The organism is Pseudomonas sp. NPDC089395 (assembly GCF_044749525.1).
In the GTDB taxonomy this organism is placed as follows: domain Bacteria; phylum Pseudomonadota; class Gammaproteobacteria; order Pseudomonadales; family Pseudomonadaceae; genus Aquipseudomonas.
On record NZ_JBIVID010000006.1, the window covers coordinates 44,549 to 61,831 of the forward strand.

The following is a 17,283-nucleotide window of genomic DNA, read 5'->3' on the forward strand; positions in this document are numbered from 1 at the left end:
CGCAACCGACAAGCGAGCACAAGCATGCGACTGATCCAATTCGAAACCGCCGCCGGCCAGCGCCGGGTCGGCGTGGTGGAGGGCGAGCGCGCCCTGGAAATCCGCGGCGTCACCAGCACCCGCGAGCTGGCCTTGCAGGCCATCGCAGGCGGGCGTGACCTGGCCCGCCAGGTACAACTGGCCGGTTTGGGCGAGGGCCATGACTACCTGGCGCTGTTGGCCGAAGGCCGGGTGCTGCCACCGCTGGACCATGAAGACCCGGCGCACTGCCTGGTCACCGGCACCGGCCTGACCCACCTGGGCAGTGCCGCCACCCGCGACAAGATGCACCAGCAGCAGGCCGAGGGTGCGGTCACCGACAGCATGCGCATGTTCCAGTGGGGCCTGCAGGGTGGCCGGCCGCCAGCGGGTGAGGAGGGCGCGCAACCGGAATGGTTCTACAAGGGCGATGGCGGGATCGTCGTGCGCCCCGGTGCCGAGCTGCCGCTGCCGGCGTTCGCCGAGGATGCTGGCGAGGAGCCGGAGCTGGTCGGGCTGTACCTGATCGGCGAGGACGGTACGCCGTTCCGCCTGGGCTACGCCCTGGGCAACGAGTTCTCCGACCACGTGATGGAGCGGCGCAACTACTTGTACCTGGCGCATTCCAAGCTGCGCGCCTGCAGTTTCGGCCCCGAGCTGCGCCTGGGCGCGCTGCCGGCGCACCTGGAGGGCACCAGCCGCATCCTGCGTGATGGCCAGGAGCTGTGGAGCAAGCCGTTTTTGTCGGGCGAGCAGAACATGTGCCACAGCTTCGAGAACCTAGAGTTCCACCATTTCAAATACACCCAGTTCCTGCGCCCGGGCGATGTCCATGTGCATTACTTCGGCACCGCCACGCTGTCGTTCGCCGACGGCGTCCAGGCCCGGCCCGGCGATACCTTCGAGGTCAGCCTGGATGCCTTCGGCCAGCCGCTGCGCAACGGTATCGCCGCTGCCCCGCGGGACGTCCGTCCTGGCCTGGTCAAGAGCCTCTGAACGCAATTGAAGGAGTCAAGCATGTCTGGAAGCAACTTCATTGGCGGCGCCCGTAGCGCCGCCGGCAACGTGCGTCTGCAAAGCTTCGATGCACGCACTGGCGAGGCCCTGCCGGTAGTCTTCAGCCAGGCCACGGCGGACGAGGTGGATGCCGCTGCGCGCGCCGCCGAACACGCATTCGTCAGCTACAACTGCCTGGCGCCCGAGCGCCGGGCGCAGTTCCTCGACGCGATCGCCGAGCAACTGGATGGCCTCGGTGAGGCATTCATCGCCACGGTCTGCCGCGAAACCGCACTGCCTGCCGCGCGCATTCAGGGCGAGCGCAGCCGTACCAGCAATCAGCTGCGGCTGTTCGCCCAGGTGCTGCGTCGGGGCGATTACCTGGGCGCGCGTATCGACCGCGCGCAGCCCGAGCGCCAGCCGCTGCCACGCCCGGACCTGCGCCAGTACCGCACCGGCGTCGGCCCGGTGGCGGTGTTCGGTGCCAGCAACTTCCCGTTGGCGTTCTCCACGGCCGGCGGTGATACCGCTGCCGCATTGGCCGCCGGCTGCCCGGTGGTGGTCAAGGCGCACAGCGGCCACATGGCCACCGCCGAGTACGTGGGCGAGGCCATCGAACGTGCGGCCACGGCCACCGGTATGCCAGCCGGGGTGTTCAACATGATCTACGGCGCGGGTGTCGGCGAGCCGCTGGTCAAGCACCCGGCGATCCAGGCGGTCGGCTTCACCGGTTCGCTCAAGGGCGGCCGAGCGCTGTGCGACCTGGCTGCGGCGCGCTCGCAGCCGATTCCGGTATTTGCCGAAATGAGCAGCATCAACCCGGTGCTGGTGCTGCCGGCTGCGTTGCAGGCCCGTGGCGAGCAAGTGGCCAGCGAACTGGCGGCGTCGGTGGTACTTGGCTGCGGCCAGTTCTGTACCAACCCCGGGTTGGTCATCGGTATCGCCGGCCCGGCGTTCACTGCCTTCAAGGCCGAGCTGAGCGCACGCATGGATGACCAGCCGGGTCAGACGATGCTCAATGCCGGCACCTTGCGCAGCTACATCAGTGGGGTGCAGCGCCTGCTGCGTCATCCGCAGGTGCGTCACCTTGCGGGGGCGGAGCTTGACGGCGACCAGGCCTACGCGCAGCTGTTCGAAGCAGACGCCAGCGTGTTGTTCGAAGGTGACGAGCTGTTGCAGGAAGAAGTGTTCGGCCCGACCACCGTGGTGGTGGAAGTGGCTGACGAGGCGCAGTTGCGCCGTGCCGTGGAGGGCTTGCATGGCCAACTGACCGCGACCCTGATTGCCGAGCCGGCAGACCTTGAGCACTTTGCCGCACTGGTGCCGTTGCTGGAGCGCAAGGCTGGGCGTCTGTTGGTCAACGGTTACCCGACAGGAGTCGAGGTCAGCGATGCGATGGTGCATGGCGGACCGTATCCGGCGACGTCCGATGCGCGGGGTACGTCGGTAGGGACATTGGCCATTGATCGCTTCTTGCGCCCGGTGTGCTACCAGAATTACCCGGACGCGTTGCTGCCGGATGCGCTGAAGGCCGCCAATCCATTGGGCTTGCTGCGCCTGGTCGATGGCCAGTACAGCCGCGAGGCGATAGCCTGAGGCCGTCGCAGACAAATGAGCAGGAAGTGCCTGGCTGTGAGAGGATGTCCGCCACCACAGCCAGGACCCCGAATGCAGCCTGATGAAGACACCAAAACGAATCGAACCGCTGATTGAAGACGGCCTGGTCGATGAAGTATTGCGACCTCTGATGAGCGGTAAGGAAGCCGCCGTTTATGTAGTGCGCTGCGGCACCCAGGTACGTTGCGCCAAGGTCTACAAGGAAGCCAACAAGCGCAGCTTCCGCCAGGCCGCCGAGTACCAGGAAGGCCGCAAGGTGCGTAACAGCCGCCAGGCCCGGGCCATGGCCAAGGGCAGCAAGTACGGGCGCAAGGAAGCCGAGGATGCCTGGCAGAACGCCGAAGTGGCGGCGCTGTTCCGCCTGGCCAATGCCGGCGTGCGCGTGCCCAAGCCGTTCGATTTCCAGGATGGCGTGCTGTTGATGGAGCTGGTGACCGACGCCGACGGCGATGCTGCACCGCGCCTGAACGATGTGCACCTGGAGGCAGAGGAGGCGAGGGAGCACCATGCCTTCGTCATTCGTCAGATCGTGCTGATGCTGTGTACCGGGCTGGTGCATGGCGACTTGTCCGAGTTCAACGTGTTGCTGGGTCCTGATGGCCCGGTGATCATCGACCTGCCGCAGGCGGTGGATGCGGCGGGTAACAACCACGCGTTCAGCATGCTGCAGCGGGATGTGGCGAACATGGCGCACTATTTCGGGCGCTTTGCCCCGGAGTTGAAAGGCACCCGCTATGCCCAGGAGATGTGGGCGCTGTACGAGGCGGGCGAGCTGCGACCTGACAGCCCGCTCACTGGCGAGTTCGCCGAAGATGAGCATGCTGCCGACGTGTTCGGGGTGATGCGCGAGATCGAGGCGGCTCAGCGGGATGAGGCCCGGCGCCAGGCGGCGCTGGCGGAAGCTGAACATGGCCCGGTCAAGGGCGAGGAACCGCCGCCGCCCTGGTTGCAGTGATCTCAAGGCTTGCACCACCCCTTGTAGGAGCCGGCTTGCCGGCGATGAGGCCGGTGCAGGCAACCTTGGATAGCCTGTCAGGGCCCTATCGCCGGCAAGCCGGCTCCCACAGGGAAGCCATTGCATCCAAAGGCTCTTCTCGGGTGACCCGCTCCTACAACATCTGCACTGTTCAGTTGAGAGGTTGTCCTGCTCAAGATTCAAATGCTTGCGCCATCCCTGTGGGAGCAACTGTCTTGCTCAATTTCTAAAAGTCGACGCAGTTCCTGTGGGAGCCGGCTTGCCGGCGATGAGGCCAGTACTGGCAACAGCTAAGATCGATTTTACTGACCAATAGCAGCCGAACCAAGCACCTGGACTCCTGCGGACTCAGATTCAGAGGTTGTGAGGGTGAATAGCAGTTTCAGAGACGCGCCAGGAACTGACCATTGGTAGGCGTGAGTTCGAATGAGCCCTTTTCCGGGCGAGTGTGTTTGCCCTTTACTTCCTTGTTTCACTATTCGTCACACCGCTACTGCGCGCGCGTATCGACCAGAGCTTTCAGCGCGGCGCCGAAAACCAGGCGTTCCTCGTTGAAGCGGTCAATGGCATTGACACACTGAAGTCCATGGCCGTTGAACCGCAAGTCACGCGGCGTTGGAACACGCAGCTGGCGGCTTATGTCGCTGCAAGCTTGAAAACCCAGAACTTGTCCAATATCGCCAATGAAAGCGGATTTGCAGATCATCAAGGAAGAGCGTTTCCAGATGAATGGGTTTGCCCAGATACACGGTGTGACGGTTGCGGGGCAGAGCAGTGCCGTCAAGCTGCTCTATCTGGATTCGCTGGAGGTCGCGCAGGTCACTGCTGATGACTTCATCTTTGCACCACTTGCAGCGGCAGATGCATTGCCCATGGCATTTTCGGCCATACCGAGCCTCGCCAATCTGGTGGACGCCATGGCGGCCTTCGCTCCTGAAGCGGCCGGTTCGAAACTGATTTCCGAGGTACCCATTCAGCGCTGGGAATCAGCTATTGCCGTTGCGGCATAATGGGTCATCAATGAGATTCGGTACCGGCGTTATCGTGAGTTTCAAGATGATTACGCCAGCGCCGACCTGTGCAGGATATTCAGCAAATAGCGACAGGATCTTGTCCCTTGGGCCAGGTAGCTAACTGGCCTGTCCACCGCAAAATCCAGCTGGTCACCAGCCTCCATCACGTGTCGGTCCTCGCCATAGGTCACTACCAAGGTGCCTGCCACTACCCACAACCGCTGCCGATAGGCTTGCGAGTGCCAGCATGGATAGTCGATGCGCTGCCCTGGAGGCAGGTCAATTTCCACAAGTTCACTGCCACTGGCTGAGTCCAGTTCCGCCACTTGACGACGTACATAGCCGCTGGCCGGGTCACGCCAGGTGTCCTGCTCAGCCTTGCGGCGCAGCGCGGATCCCCCAACCGCCTTGTCCTCGGCCAGCAACTGGCTCAAGGAAACCCCCAACCCCGACGCCAGTCGCCCCAGCACCGCAGCCGTAGGGCTGCTGTCCTGACGCTCGATCTTGGAAATCATCGCCTTGCTCACCCCCGAGCGTTCCGCCAGTTGGGCCAGGCTCAGGCGCTGTTGGCCGCGCAGGTGGGCGAGACGATGGGCAATGGCTTGGTCGAGTGTGGTCATGGGTAGTCACTGGGCTGGGTACTAAATGGCCCACAGCTTACGGCTTATCGTGAAAAAGAGTGCGGCGAATCTGGGCATTTGGACATGGACGGTGCGCTTGGCAACATCCGAGTGGGAGCCGGCTTGCCGGCGATGAGGCCGGGGCAGGCAACCTGGATTGTCTGATCGGGCCCTATCGCCGGCAAGCCGGCTCCCACAGGGAAACCACTGCTTTCAACGCCTACCTGGCAATCAGGTGGTGCCGGGCCAGGTGCTCGGCAGCCACTTTTTCGATCGACTCTCTACCCACATCCACTCGGGCATTGAGGGCAGCGATGGTCTCGCTGTCCAGCGTGGCGGAAAGACTGTTGAGCAGGGACGCTACCTTGGGATGCTTATCGAGGAACGCAGTCCTGACTACCGGTGTCAGGGCGTAGCTGGGGAAGTAGGCTTTGTCGTCCTCCAGGATGACGAAGCCAAATGCTGAAACGCGACCATCCGTGGACAACACCAGGGCAACATCTGCCTGCCCCTGGCGAAGCGCAAGGTAGGTAAGCCCGCCGTCCATGCGCATCACGTCGCTGCGCTGAAATGTGAAGCCGTAGCGGTCCTGCAGCGGTCGCAGGCCGTCAGGGCGCGAATAGAACTCGGCGTTGGAGGCAAATTTCAGGTGCTTGCCGGCGCTGACCTGTGCAGCCAGGTCCGACATCGTGACGATACCCTTGGCCTGCGCCTCGGTCTTTCTCATTGCAAACGCATAAGTGTTGTTGGCCCTGGAAGGCTGCAGCCAGGTAAGCCCTTTGGCAGCGTCCAGTTGCTTGACCCGCTCATAGGTCTGCTCGGCATTGAGTTTCTCTTTGACCTTGTTGTAGATGATCAGCGAGGTACCGGTGTATTCCCAATAGATGTCGACCTGGCCATTTTCCTGGGCGGCCCTCAATACCGTCGAGCCCAGGTCCGAGCGTTTGTCCACGGTGAATGCATGGCTTGTGAGCAGTTGGCTGGTCATCTCCGAGACCAGCTGCTGTTCGGTGAATTTCTTGCCGCCCACCACCACAGGCGATTGTGCGGCGAAGCTGGCGCCTGTGAAAACGGTCATCAAGGCGTAGACGATTGCGCGTGCGAACATACAGCACCTGTTCTTGTCGTTGTGGGTTGTGACCTAGCGTGCCGCCAGTTGCAGGCCGCGGGAAACCGAAGCGCGCTGCAGCAGCCCGCAGAGCATGTCCACCAGCATGGCGAGGCCTGCGGTGGCAATGGCGCCGGCCAGCATCATGCCGTAGTCGTTGAGGTCGATACCGGTGAAGATGAGCTCGCCAAGGCCCCCACCGCCCACCAGGAAGGCCAGAGGCGCCGTGCCGACATTGATCGCCAGGGCTGTGCGCAGGCCAGCGAAAATCACGATCAGCGCGTTGGGGATCTCGACCTTGAAGAGGATTTCACGCGGCGTCATGCCAATGGCCTCTGCAGCTTCGAGCAGATGCCGGGGCACCGCGCGAAGGCCTTCGTAGGTATTGACGGTGATCGGCAGGATGGTCGCGACCCACAAGGCGAAAATCGCGGCAGGCGCACCGACCCCGACCAAGGTCATGGCCAGCGTCAGCAAGGCCAGTTTCGGTACCGCCTGGCCGATGTTGAGCACCTGCATGACCGCCATGGCGCGGCGGCGGTTGTTTGGGCGGCTCATCCAGATACCGATCGGCAGGGCAATGACGATCGCCAGTGCACTGCTCACGGCCACGATCTGCAGGTGCTGAAGCGACAGGTACACCACCTCGTTCCAGTAGGCCTGAAGCCATTCGATCATCGTGTTGAAGGCCGCCATCACGCCACCGCCGCAGTGTTGTCGATGAGGCGCGCGAGGATGTCGCGCTGATGCACATAGCCGATGAACTGGCCGTGCGAGTCCTTGCATACCGCCCATTCGCGGCCTTGGCCGAGCAGTTGGCAAAGCACCTGGCGCAGGTCATCGCTGGGCAGCACGGTGATGGCGTTCCATGACGCTGCACCCGGCTGATCGCCGACCACCTGGAGCAGTTCCTGGGGCGGGGTCGGGCAGGCGATATCCGCCGCTTGCAGCAAGCGCAGGCGTTTCATGATGCGGTCGCCGCCCATGAAGTTGGCCACGAAATCGCTCACCGGGCGGGCCAGCAAATCGTCCGGTGTGCCGAACTGCTCGACCTGGCCGGCATTGAACAGGGCCACGCAATCGGCCATTTTCACCGCTTCGTCGATGTCATGGCTGACGAACAGGACCGTCTTGCCGACCTGACGCTGGATGCGCATGAACTCGTCCTGGATCGCGTCGCGGTTGATCGGGTCGATAGCGCCGAAGGGTTCGTCCATCAGCATGACGGGTGGGTCGGCAGCCAGCGCGCGGGCGACGCCGATACGCTGTTGCTGCCCACCGGAGAGTTCGCACGGGTAGCGCTTGGCGAACTTCGACGGCTCCAGCGCCACCACTTCCAGCAGCTCTGCCGCGCGCTTGCGGCTTTTGCCCTTGTCCCAGCCCAGCAGGTCGGGGACCACGCAGATGTTGTCTTCGACGGTCATGTTGGGGAACAGGCCGACCTGCTGAATCACATAGCCGATCGAACGACGCAGGGTGACCGTGTCCAGCTCGGCGGTATCCCGCCCACCGATCAACACCCGGCCAGAGGTCGGGGGGATCAGGCGATTGATCATCTTCAGCGTGGTGGTCTTGCCACAGCCCGAGGGGCCAAGCAGCACGCAGATCTTGCCTTCCGGTACGGTGAAGGAGACGTTTTCCACTGCCGTGATAGAGCCGAATTTTTTATTCAAATTATCAATCTGGATCACGATGTAGCTTCCTTCATGCTGAGGTTGTTGAGCTTGATGACCCCTTTGGGGGTCAACGCACGCTGGAGAAGGGCCAGGGCGTAGTCGGCGATCACCGCGATCACGCTGATCAGGATCGCGCCTGCAATCAGTTGCCGGGTGTCGGACTGCGCGATGCCACGCACGATCAGGCTGCCCAGCCCACCGGCACCGATGTAGGCGGCGATGGCGGCAATGCCGATATTGATCACCGTCGCCACGCGCACACCGGCCATGATCAGCGGCATCGCCAGCGGCAATTCGACTTTCCACAGCCGTTGCCACGATGACATGCCCATGCCACGCGCCGCTTCACGCAGCGAAGGCTCGACATTGGAGATGGCCGTATGGGTGTTGCGGATGATGGGAAGCTGCGAGTACAGGAACAGCGCGATGATTGCCGGCACCATGCCGATACCCTGGCCCCAGATCGAAAGCAGAGGGATCATCAGGCCGAACAGGGCCGCAGAGGGAATCGTCATCAACATGGCGGCGAACGTCAGGACCCAGCGACCCGGCCGAGGATGCTGCGAGACGAAGATCCCCAGCGGAACGCCCGTGAGGATGGCCAATCCGACCGCCATGAAGACGATAGAGAGGTGTTGCCCAAGCAAGTGAGCGATCAAGCCGAGGTTGGAGGTGATGAAACTGATCGTTTCCATTGTTCTTGTGCCTTTTCTCCGCAAAATTGTTGTTCGCCGGTTCATCAGGGAGAGAATGCCGGTATGGGAAAACATTAACGCCGAAGGAGCCGAAGTTCGGGTTCAAGGATCGACGACCTTTGTCATAAGTTCGACAAAGCATCGGTCGAGGAGGGGAGGTCCGAGTGAAGGTGCAAGTGACCTGGCGTGCCGGGGGCAGATTCGCTACAGCAAGCCTTGGACACCGCTGCTCGATCAGTTGATCAGTACTAACTCCGTGTCCTGTATGGGATTTGTCCCCGATCACGGGCAAAGGTGAGCACAGGCCAAGCGTACCTTTTGCTATAGCCGAGGACGCTTTTATAAACAAACACTCGAACCTTCACTGCGTCGCCGTTTCACTATCAAACTTTCGACGTTCTTCACCAGGACTGCAGCCCCAGGTCTTTCGATAGGCGCTGCCCAGGTGCGAGGCAGAGACGAATCCGCAGGAGTACGCCACCGAGGCGATGGATTTGCTGCTTTCGCGCAGAAGCCGCCGTGCTTCGGCCAGGCGCAACTCCAGGTAGAAGCGCTGCGGCGTCATGCCAAAGTGCTGGTGCCACAGCCGTTCCAGTTGCCGCTGCGACACATTGCAGCGGTCAGCCACGTCCTCGATGCTGATGACGTGTTCGAAGTTGTCCTCCATGTGCCCGATGGCCGCCGTGATCCGTCGGTCATGGATGCCGAAGCGCCATTGGATGGACATGCGCTGGTGTTCTTCCGGGCCGCGAATTCGGGCATGCAGGAACTGCTCTGCCACCGCGGCAGCCAGTTTGCCGCCGTAGTCCAGGGAAATTTGCGCCAGCATCAGGTCGATGGCGGCGGTGCCGCCGGCGCAGGTCCAGCGGTTGTCGTGGTTCACGTAGAGCTCACGGGTCACTTCGATGGCCGGAAACTCTTCGGCGAACTCATTGATCGACTCCCAGTGCAGGGTGCATTTGCGACCGTCCAGCAAACCGGCCCGGGCCAGAATGAAAGTGCCGGTGCTGAACGCGCCGACCGTTTTGCCCTGCGCCGCTGCCCGCTGCAGGAAGCGCAGCATCTGCGGCGGGCGCAAGTGCTCTATATCCAGGCTGGCGAGGACGAAAACGCGGTCCAGCTCGTTCACATCGCTCAATCCGCGCGTGCTGATCTCGACGCCGCTGCTGGAGCTGACGGTACCCCCGGTTTCCGACAACAGTTGCCATTCATAGAGCGTCCTGCCCGCCAGCCGATTGGCGGCGCGCAGGGGCTCGCTGGCGCCGGCCAGGGCCATCATGGAAAACTGCGGCAAGATCAGCAGACCGATCCGCTTGCAGCCTTCGTTGGGTTGAGCAGCGTGCACCATGTGCAGAACTCCGCAGAGCATTCGATGACTAAGGCCCGTACAGGGCCCGTAATGTTGTCAGCATACTGGAGCGGCTGCGGGAGGTGGTGGCGGGTAGATGAGGCGGGGGCAGGATGACCGCGCCTGCAGGCGCCCGGCGAGGGCGCTGCAGGCGGGGGATTTCAAAGGTGCTGGCGGACGGCTTGGTCGATGTTCTCGATGATGGTTTTGAACACCGGATGGTCGGCCTCGTTCTGCTGCCCGTGCTGCATGTCGGAGATGACCAGCACGCCATCCCCTGCGTCGCCCGGGTAGCGTTGGTACAGGCGCTCGGACTCGGCCGGCATGTGCAGAGAGTTCTTCGCGCCGTGGATGATCAGGGCAGGGGGGAAACCGGCCGCACCTTCAATGCCTTGCTCCGGGTCGAAGGCGACGTAGGAGGTGTAGGATTTGGCGCTGACCCAGGCGCAACCCGGCCAGCGGTCCGCACCACCTGCTTCGGTGTAGGCGCCCAACTGCTCGTCGACATACTGCTGAGTGGCCGGGTCGAGGGGGTAGTAACCCAGGCGGGTGGCCTCGGTACCGGTATCGAACGGCGGGATCGCGGCGTCGGCGTTCAGCGCGGCGATGCTGGCATCGGCAGCCTTGGCGTCCTCACGCAGGGCTTGCAGTGCACCAATGCTGGTATAGCTCATCGGCACCCAGAACTTCACCTGCTCGGCCTTGTTGCGCGCCAGTTGCGCAATCGCTGCCAGACTGGCCACCGAACCCATCGCCCAGGAGGCAACCAGCGGCATCTGGCCGAATTCATTGCGTGCCCAGGTCACGGCGCCGAGCACTTCGTCTTTCTGGTCTTCCAGGCTGACGTTGGTCACGGTCTTGCCGTCGACCAGCGAGGTGTTGCGCACCGCCTTGTTGGTGAAGAAGCCCGCCACATCGTAGGTCATCACGCGGTAGCCGCGAGCCGCCAGCGCACGGCCAAACAGTTGGCCATACATCGAAACGCCGCCCGTGAAGCCCGAGTTGAACACCACTGGAGGCAGGTTGCGATCGAGCGCGGCCGGCTCGAAGACCGTACCGTTGAGGCTGAGCGTCTCGCCGCCGAAGTCGACGTCGAACTTGATTTCGCGGGAGGTAACATTACTCATTATTTCACCTGGGGCCTGTTGGCTTGTTGGGGTGGGAAAAACACTGGAAGTCGCGCCATTGAGCAGTGCATCAGCGGATACGCCACAACGTTCTGCTGCGGCGTTGGCCAACCGGCGAACGAAACCGAACGCGCTGGCGGGATGGAACAGGTTGCAGTAGGCGATGCCGCTCGGGTCGGCACCTACATGGGGTGCGTCGGTTGCTTGCAGCAGAAGCTTGTCGGCGCCAAGCGCTTCGACGATGCGTTGCACGAACGGTGTCAGCACTTCGATGTCGGTCGAAGTGCGATAGCCGGGGCCCTTGAACCAGACATTGCCGCGCCTGTGCGCTTCATCCAGCAGGCGGGTGAACGCAGGGTGCTCGGCGCCCAGGCTGGCGTGGCAGGTGCCAAGGTGGTCAAGCACGACGCGCACCGTTTCAGGCATCTGCCGAAGCACGCGCAGATGGGTGGCGGCCGACTGGGCATAGACATGGACATGCTGGTGCGCCGCCAGCCGTGCGAACAACGCCTGCCAGGCAGGGGTGCTGTAGGCATCGGCCGCCACACTGTCCTCGGGCGCATCGTGCAAGACGATGCGAATACCGACGACTTGCGGGTGGTTCAGGCGTGCTTCGTCTGCGTAGTCAGGGTCTGCCTTGAGGGTGCCGACCAGGCGCACATGGTCGAACTTTCCAGGGTGCATTCGTTGCAGCTGTTCAAGCTCGTTGAACGACGCAAATACATGCTCGGAGTCTGGGAGAATGCTCAGGTGCACATTATTGAGCAGGGTCGGTGAAATACCTTCAAGGTCGAGATTCAGCAAATAATCTGAAAGCGAATTCGGTGCTGGAAGTGCATAGGGAAGGTCAGTGCCAAGTGCATCGAGATGCGCTTCGGTAAAGAAGTGAACATGGCTATCTATAAACGTGTTGTTGTTATTCATCGGCGTGATTCCGTGGGCTTGCAAACACAATAAGGGCAAAGCGCCCCAGCCACGTCCCGCGAACCCGACGACTACTATCAAAAGTTCGCCATGGCGCTGCCGTGCCGCCTCCGGCCTTCAGCAATAGCCCCGCTTCGGGGCCCAGATCCAGTGCATCGCGCCCGCATTTGGCGAAACGTTGATACAGGACGTCGAATCGCTGATTCAGCCGTGATTCGCCATCAGTCGACTATTCACCGCCGGCTTCGGCAGTGCGGCATTCATGTGTGCCGCGCCGCTGCCCGAGCCTCTTTCTATTGCCAACCAACACCGTCACCTGTGCACAACGGGGGCGTCATGAATTCAATAACAGGAAGGTGTGGCCGATGTTTTATTTCTCTCCTGCTCGCGTTGAGCGGCACGCGATACTGTCTATCAACACCGTCAACATTGCGCTGATGGCTACAGTGATGAGCAGCTACGCCAGTGCCGAGAACAATGGCTTTGTCGAAGACAGTAAATTTTCGATTCTGGCCAGGAACTACTACTTCAACACAGACCGGGCAGAGGGGCGCAGTAATCAAAAAGACTGGAGTCAGGCGTTTATTGCGCGGTTCGATTCCGGCTTTACCCAAGGGACGGTGGGTTTCGGTGCGGATCTCTTCGGCTATTGGGGGCTCAAGCTCGATGCCGGCAGCGGGCGTACCGGTACCGGCAATTTGCCGGTCGGGGATGACGGCGATCCGGATGCTGAATACGGCCGGGCAGGCGGCTCGGTCAAGGCGCGAATTTCCGAAACTGTCCTGCGCTACGGCCAGATGTCGCCCAGCGCCCCGGTCTTTGCACAAAGCGTCAGCCGACTGATGCCGCAAACCGCCACCGGCTTTCACGTGCTGAGTCGGGAGATCGACCAGCTCGCCGTGGAAGCCGGCCATTTCACCTCCGGGACCGACCAAGTCAATACCAACCGGGATGGCGAACTGTGGGCTACCTACGCGTTGGTCACCACGCCAGCAGTCGACTACGCCGGCGCCCGCTACACACTGGCCGATGGCATGACCCTCGCGGCTTACGCCAGCCGTTTCGAAGACATCTGGCATCAGTACTACGGCAACGCCAACTACGTGATGCCGCTGTCCCCGGCGCAATCACTGACGTTCGACTTCAACCTGTACCGCACACTCGACACCGGCAGTGCCAAGGCGGGGACGATCGATACCACCGCAGCCGGTATGCAAGTCGCCTACAAGGTTGCTTCGCACACGTTCACCGCCGCGTATCAACAGGTACAAGGTGACCAACCCTTCGACTATGTCGGCTTCGGCGATACGGGGCGCAGCGGCGGTTCGATATTGCTGCCCAATTCCGTGCAGTACTCCGACTTCAACGGGCCTGGGGAAAAGTCCTGGCAGCTGCGCTACGACTTGAACATGGCAGGCTATGGCGTGCCGGGGCTGACGTTCATGCTGCGCCACCTGCGGGGTCGTGACATCGACGGCACCCACAGCACCCAAGGCGCCTATGCGCACAAGTACGGTCAAGGTGACGAGGAATTCGAAACGGATGCCGAGGCGCGCTATGTCGTGCAGGCCGGGCCTGCCAAGGATCTGTCCGTACGCCTTCGATTGGCCTGGAACCGTGGCGATGACAGCACCGGGGGCGCGCAGGACCAGGTGCGGGTGATAACCGAATATCCGTTCGACATCTTCTGATCATCACTCAAGTGGGCAGAGGCGCTTCTCAGGTAATCCACTATCTGATACAAAACGTATCTCATAGTGATCGACCCGAGTAGACAACCAATCATGCGCCTCATCCATTGCAGCGAAGAACGCCATGCCGAGGCCATTCTCGCCATTTTCAACCACGCCATCCTCAACTCGACCGCCTTGTACGACTACAAGCCGCGTGAGCCCGCATCCATGGTCGAGTGGTTCGCCAACAAGCGCCGCAACGATTTGCCGGTGATCGGCTACGAGGACGAGCAGGGCACGCTGCTGGGCTTTGCCAGTTACGGTCCATTCCGCGACCGCCCGGCCAACAAGTACAGCGTCGAGCACTCGGTCTACGTGCACCACGACTGCCGCGGCATGGGCCTGGGCAAGCGCCTGCTCAGCGAGCTGATCGAGCTGGCGAGCCAACGTGACGTGCATGTAATGGTCGGGGGTATCGATCTCGCCAACGAAGCTTCCATCGCCCTGCACGAGCGCCTGGGCTTCGAGCCGGCAGGCGTCATTCGCGAGGCGGCCTACAAGTTCGGCCGTTGGCTGGACCTTGCCTTCTACCAGAAGATCCTGGCCACGCCGCTGCAGCCCACCGAGGGCTGATCAGGCCGCAGGCGGCACGAAGTCATTGCGCTGGTAGAAACGCTCCAGTTCGTGCGCTGCAGGCTCCTGGCCGGTGAAGATGCGCAGGTACTCGGGGATGAAGTGCATGCGGTAGGTCAGCGGCTCGGACGTCTTCATGCTGATGTAGCCGATCTGGGTGAAGTAGATGGAGCGGGCGCGGGTGGTGGCGGCGTCCTCGCTGAAGCCGAAACGGTCGAACATCTGCTTCAGGGCATCCATGCGCACCTTGTCGGCCTGCTGGATTTCTTTTGCTACCTGCTCTGACTGCAGCGCCCAGCTGCGCATGGCGAACTCGCACTGCGAGTCGAACAGCTCTGTGTTGAGCCAGCAATCGAACACATTGAGGATCGCTTCGGTGATCGACGCCGCATAGGCCTGTGACTGGGCCACCAGGTTGTGGGTGTTCTTGTTCTTCCACTGCTCGATCAGCGCCGCCAGCAGCGCTTCGCGGTCCTCGAAGTACCAGTAGAAACTGGTGCGGGCCAGGTTGAGTTTTTTCGCCAGCGGCAGCACGCGCACGGCGTCCACCCCCGATTCCTTGAGGGTTTCGAAGGCTGCGTTGAGCCAGCTCTCGATCGAGCCGCGGGCGGTGATTTCCGGGTTGTTCGACGTCATGTTCATAGGCGCATTGTTCCGTATCCATGGGGGCCTGACAAGCTCAATGTACACCACTGTCGAATTAATTGACACCTGTGTACATGGCGGCTAATGTCGATTTTGCCTGATGACCTGAACGCGAGAACGACCATGTCCAATGATCCGTTGCTTCAGCCGTACCAACTCAAGCACCTCACCTTGCGCAACCGCATCATCACCACCTCCCACGAACCCGCCTACCCTGAAGACGGCATGCCCAAGCAGCTGTACCGCGCCTACCACGTGGAGCGGGCCAAGGCCGGCGTGGCCATGACCATGACCGCAGGTTCCGCCGCCATCTCGCGCGACAGCCCTCCGGTGTTCAACAACGTGCTGGCCTACAAGGATGAAGTAGTCGGCTGGATGAAGGACTTGACCGACGAATGCCACGAACACGGCGCGGCGGTAATGATCCAGCTCACCCACCTGGGCCGCCGCACCCGCTGGGACAAAGGCGACTGGCTGCCGGTGGTGTCGCCCTCGCACAATCAGGAACCGGCGCACCGGGCCTTCCCCAAACGCCTGGAAATCTGGGACATCGAGCGCATCGTCAAGGACTACGCCGATGCCGCCGAACGCATGCAGGCGGCAGGCCTGGACGGCATCGAGCTGCAGGCATACGGCCACTTGATGGACCAGTTCTGGTCGCCGCTGACCAACGAGCTGGAAAACGTCTATGGCGGCTCCCTTGAAAACCGCCTGCGCTTTACCTTCGAAGTGCTCGCGGCCATACGCAAACGGGTGGGCGAGCAGTTCATCGTCGGCATCCGCTACACCGGCGACGAAGTGCTGGCCGGCGGGCTGAGCAAGGCAGAGGGCCTGCAGATTTCGCAGCTGCTGAAGAACAGCGGCATGATCGACTTCCTCAACGTGATCCGCGGCAACATCGCCACCGACGCCGGCCTCACCGACATCATCCCGATCCAGGGCATGCGCAACGCGCCGCACCTGGACTTCGCCGGCGAAATCCGCTCATTGACCGGCTTCCCGACCTTCCACGCGGCGAAGATTCCGGACGTCGCCACCGCCCGCCATGCCATTGCCGCCGGCAAGGTGGACATGGTCGGCATGACCCGCGCGCACATGACCGACCCGCATATCGTGCGCAAGATCATCGAAGGCCGCGAAGACGAGATTCGCCCCTGCGTCGGTGCCAACTACTGCCTGGACCGCATCTACCACGGCGGCGCCGCCTACTGCATCCACAACGCCGCCACCGGCCGCGAAACCACCATGCCGCACGAGATTCCCAAGGCTGCGCAGCGGCGCAAGGTGGTCATCGTCGGTGCCGGCCCCGCGGGGCTGGAGGCGGCACGGGTGGCCGGCGAGCGTGGCCATGAAGTGGTGGTGTACGAGGTGGCCGACAAGGCCGGCGGGCAGATCCGCCTGACCGCGCAATCGGAGCGGCGCAAGGAGATGATCAGCATCGTCGACTGGCGCCTGGCCCAGTGCGAGCGGCTGGGGGTGAAGTTCCACTACAACGTCTGGGCCGACAGCCAGATCATCCTCGACGAAGCCGCTGACGTAGTCATAGTCGCCACAGGCGGCCTGCCGCACACCGAGGTGCTGGAGCAGGGCAACGAACTGGTGGTCTCGAGCTGGGACATCATCTCCGGCGACGTCAAGCCGGGGCGCACTGTGCTGGTCTATGACGACGCCGGCGACCATGCCGCCCTGCAGGCGGCCGAGTTCATCGCCCAGAGTGGCGCGCGTACCGAGATCATGACCCCCGACCGCACCTTCTCGCCCGAGGTCATGGGCATGAACCTGGTGCCCTACATGCGTGCGCTGCAGCAGCTGGACACGACCTTTACCGTGACCTGGCGCCTGAAAGCGGTGAGCAAGACCGCAGACGGCCTGCTGGCGACCATCGGCACCGACTACAGCGAGCTGCGCCAGACCCGCCTGGTCGACCAGGTGGTGGTCAACCACGGCACCCGGCCGCTGGACGACCTGTACTTCCAGCTGGTGCCGCTGTCGAGCAACGAAGGCGCGGTCGAGTACATGGACCTGATCGCCGGCCGCCCCCAGGCGGTGGCCCGCCGTGACGATGGCCGCTTCCAGCTGTTCCGTATCGGCGACGCGGTGGCCTCGCGCAATACCCACGCCGCCATCTATGACGCCTTGCGCCTGGTGAAGGACCTCTGAGCGCCCAGCGATACCCCAGAAGAACTAAAACCAGCACCACCTTTTGCTGTTACT

16 protein-coding genes and 1 pseudogene are annotated in these 17,283 nt (G+C 62.4%); 8 read left to right on the forward strand and 9 right to left on the reverse strand.

Translation table 11 applies throughout. The features are described from left to right. Positions 1–24 precede the first annotated feature (24 nt). The 3 genes from araD1 (at position 25) to ACIPZG_RS14835 (ending at position 3,586) form a co-directional block, all read left to right on the forward strand. Entirely contained in the window at positions 25–1,014 is a 990-nt protein-coding gene (gene araD1, locus ACIPZG_RS14825) for an AraD1 family protein (protein WP_400641165.1), read from the forward strand. A gap of 21 nt (positions 1,015–1,035) precedes the next feature. Beyond that, positions 1,036–2,610 carry an aldehyde dehydrogenase (NADP(+)) gene (locus tag ACIPZG_RS14830; protein ID WP_400714927.1) on the forward strand — a complete coding sequence of 525 codons (1,575 nt, stop codon included), beginning with the start codon at positions 1,036–1,038 and terminating at the stop codon, positions 2,608–2,610. Positions 2,611–2,692: 82 nt separating this feature from the next. Continuing rightward, on the forward strand, positions 2,693–3,586 hold the full coding sequence (locus ACIPZG_RS14835) for a PA4780 family RIO1-like protein kinase (protein ID WP_400714930.1): 894 nt from the start codon (positions 2,693–2,695) through the stop codon (positions 3,584–3,586). Between the two features lie 323 nt (positions 3,587–3,909). On the opposite strand, the gene ACIPZG_RS14840 is transcribed toward ACIPZG_RS14835, so the two are convergent. Continuing rightward, positions 3,910–4,083: an NMCC_0638 family (lipo)protein gene (locus tag ACIPZG_RS14840; RefSeq protein ID WP_400714933.1), complete on the reverse strand. Its 174-nt coding sequence runs from the start codon at positions 4,081–4,083 to the stop codon at positions 3,910–3,912. Here ACIPZG_RS14840 and ACIPZG_RS14845 point away from each other — a divergent pair. Further along, positions 4,065–4,298, forward strand: a pseudogene (locus ACIPZG_RS14845) (ABC transporter transmembrane domain-containing protein); the annotation flags it as partial. The gene ACIPZG_RS14840 and the pseudogene ACIPZG_RS14845 overlap by 19 nt on opposite strands. 4 nt (positions 4,299–4,302) lie before the next feature. Continuing rightward, complete coding sequence (locus ACIPZG_RS14850; protein WP_400715369.1) at positions 4,303–4,617, forward strand: hypothetical protein; 315 nt, start codon at positions 4,303–4,305, stop codon at positions 4,615–4,617. A gap of 50 nt (positions 4,618–4,667) precedes the next feature. Here ACIPZG_RS14850 and ACIPZG_RS14855 read toward each other — a convergent pair whose 3' ends face one another. The 7 genes from ACIPZG_RS14855 to ACIPZG_RS14885 form a co-directional block, all read right to left on the reverse strand. Then, positions 4,668–5,240: a helix-turn-helix domain-containing protein gene (locus ACIPZG_RS14855; RefSeq protein WP_400714936.1), complete on the reverse strand. Its 573-nt coding sequence runs from the start codon at positions 5,238–5,240 to the stop codon at positions 4,668–4,670. Between the two features lie 220 nt (positions 5,241–5,460). Then, on the reverse strand, positions 5,461–6,348 hold the full coding sequence (locus ACIPZG_RS14860) for a glycine betaine ABC transporter substrate-binding protein (protein WP_400714939.1): 888 nt from the start codon (positions 6,346–6,348) through the stop codon (positions 5,461–5,463). Between the two features lie 33 nt (positions 6,349–6,381). Beyond that, positions 6,382–7,044 carry an ABC transporter permease gene (locus ACIPZG_RS14865; RefSeq protein WP_400714942.1) on the reverse strand — a complete coding sequence of 221 codons (663 nt, stop codon included), beginning with the start codon at positions 7,042–7,044 and terminating at the stop codon, positions 6,382–6,384. Then, entirely contained in the window at positions 7,044–8,039 is a 996-nt protein-coding gene (locus ACIPZG_RS14870; protein WP_400714945.1) for an ABC transporter ATP-binding protein, read from the reverse strand. Before ACIPZG_RS14870 ends, ACIPZG_RS14865 begins: the two co-directional genes overlap by 1 nt. Beyond that, positions 8,036–8,719, reverse strand: a complete 684-nt coding sequence (locus tag ACIPZG_RS14875) for an ABC transporter permease (RefSeq protein WP_400714948.1) — start codon at positions 8,717–8,719, stop codon at positions 8,036–8,038. Before ACIPZG_RS14875 ends, ACIPZG_RS14870 begins: the two co-directional genes overlap by 4 nt. Before the next feature lie 361 nt (positions 8,720–9,080). Further along, a complete protein-coding gene (locus tag ACIPZG_RS14880) occupies positions 9,081–10,067 on the reverse strand; it encodes a GlxA family transcriptional regulator (protein ID WP_400714951.1) in 987 nt (328 codons plus the stop codon). A gap of 161 nt (positions 10,068–10,228) precedes the next feature. Further along, positions 10,229–12,118, reverse strand: a complete 1,890-nt coding sequence (locus ACIPZG_RS14885) for an amidohydrolase family protein (protein ID WP_400714954.1) — start codon at positions 12,116–12,118, stop codon at positions 10,229–10,231. 365 nt (positions 12,119–12,483) lie between these two features. Between ACIPZG_RS14885 and ACIPZG_RS14890 the strand changes: the two genes are divergently transcribed. Together ACIPZG_RS14890 and ACIPZG_RS14895 are read left to right on the forward strand one after the other, a co-directional pair. Further along, positions 12,484–13,809, forward strand: coding sequence for an OprD family porin (locus ACIPZG_RS14890; RefSeq protein ID WP_400714957.1), 1,326 nt, complete (start codon positions 12,484–12,486; stop codon positions 13,807–13,809). 93 nt (positions 13,810–13,902) lie between these two features. Beyond that, complete coding sequence (locus tag ACIPZG_RS14895; protein ID WP_400641155.1) at positions 13,903–14,424, forward strand: GNAT family N-acetyltransferase; 522 nt, start codon at positions 13,903–13,905, stop codon at positions 14,422–14,424. On the opposite strand, the gene ACIPZG_RS14900 is transcribed toward ACIPZG_RS14895, so the two are convergent. Further along, positions 14,425–15,066, reverse strand: a complete 642-nt coding sequence (locus ACIPZG_RS14900; RefSeq protein ID WP_400714960.1) for a TetR/AcrR family transcriptional regulator — start codon at positions 15,064–15,066, stop codon at positions 14,425–14,427. A 126-nt stretch (positions 15,067–15,192) separates the two neighbouring features. Here ACIPZG_RS14900 and ACIPZG_RS14905 point away from each other — a divergent pair, with 126 nt between their 5' ends. Beyond that, entirely contained in the window at positions 15,193–17,229 is a 2,037-nt protein-coding gene (locus ACIPZG_RS14905) for an FAD-dependent oxidoreductase (RefSeq protein WP_400714962.1), read from the forward strand. The last annotated feature ends 54 nt before the right edge of the window (positions 17,230–17,283 follow it).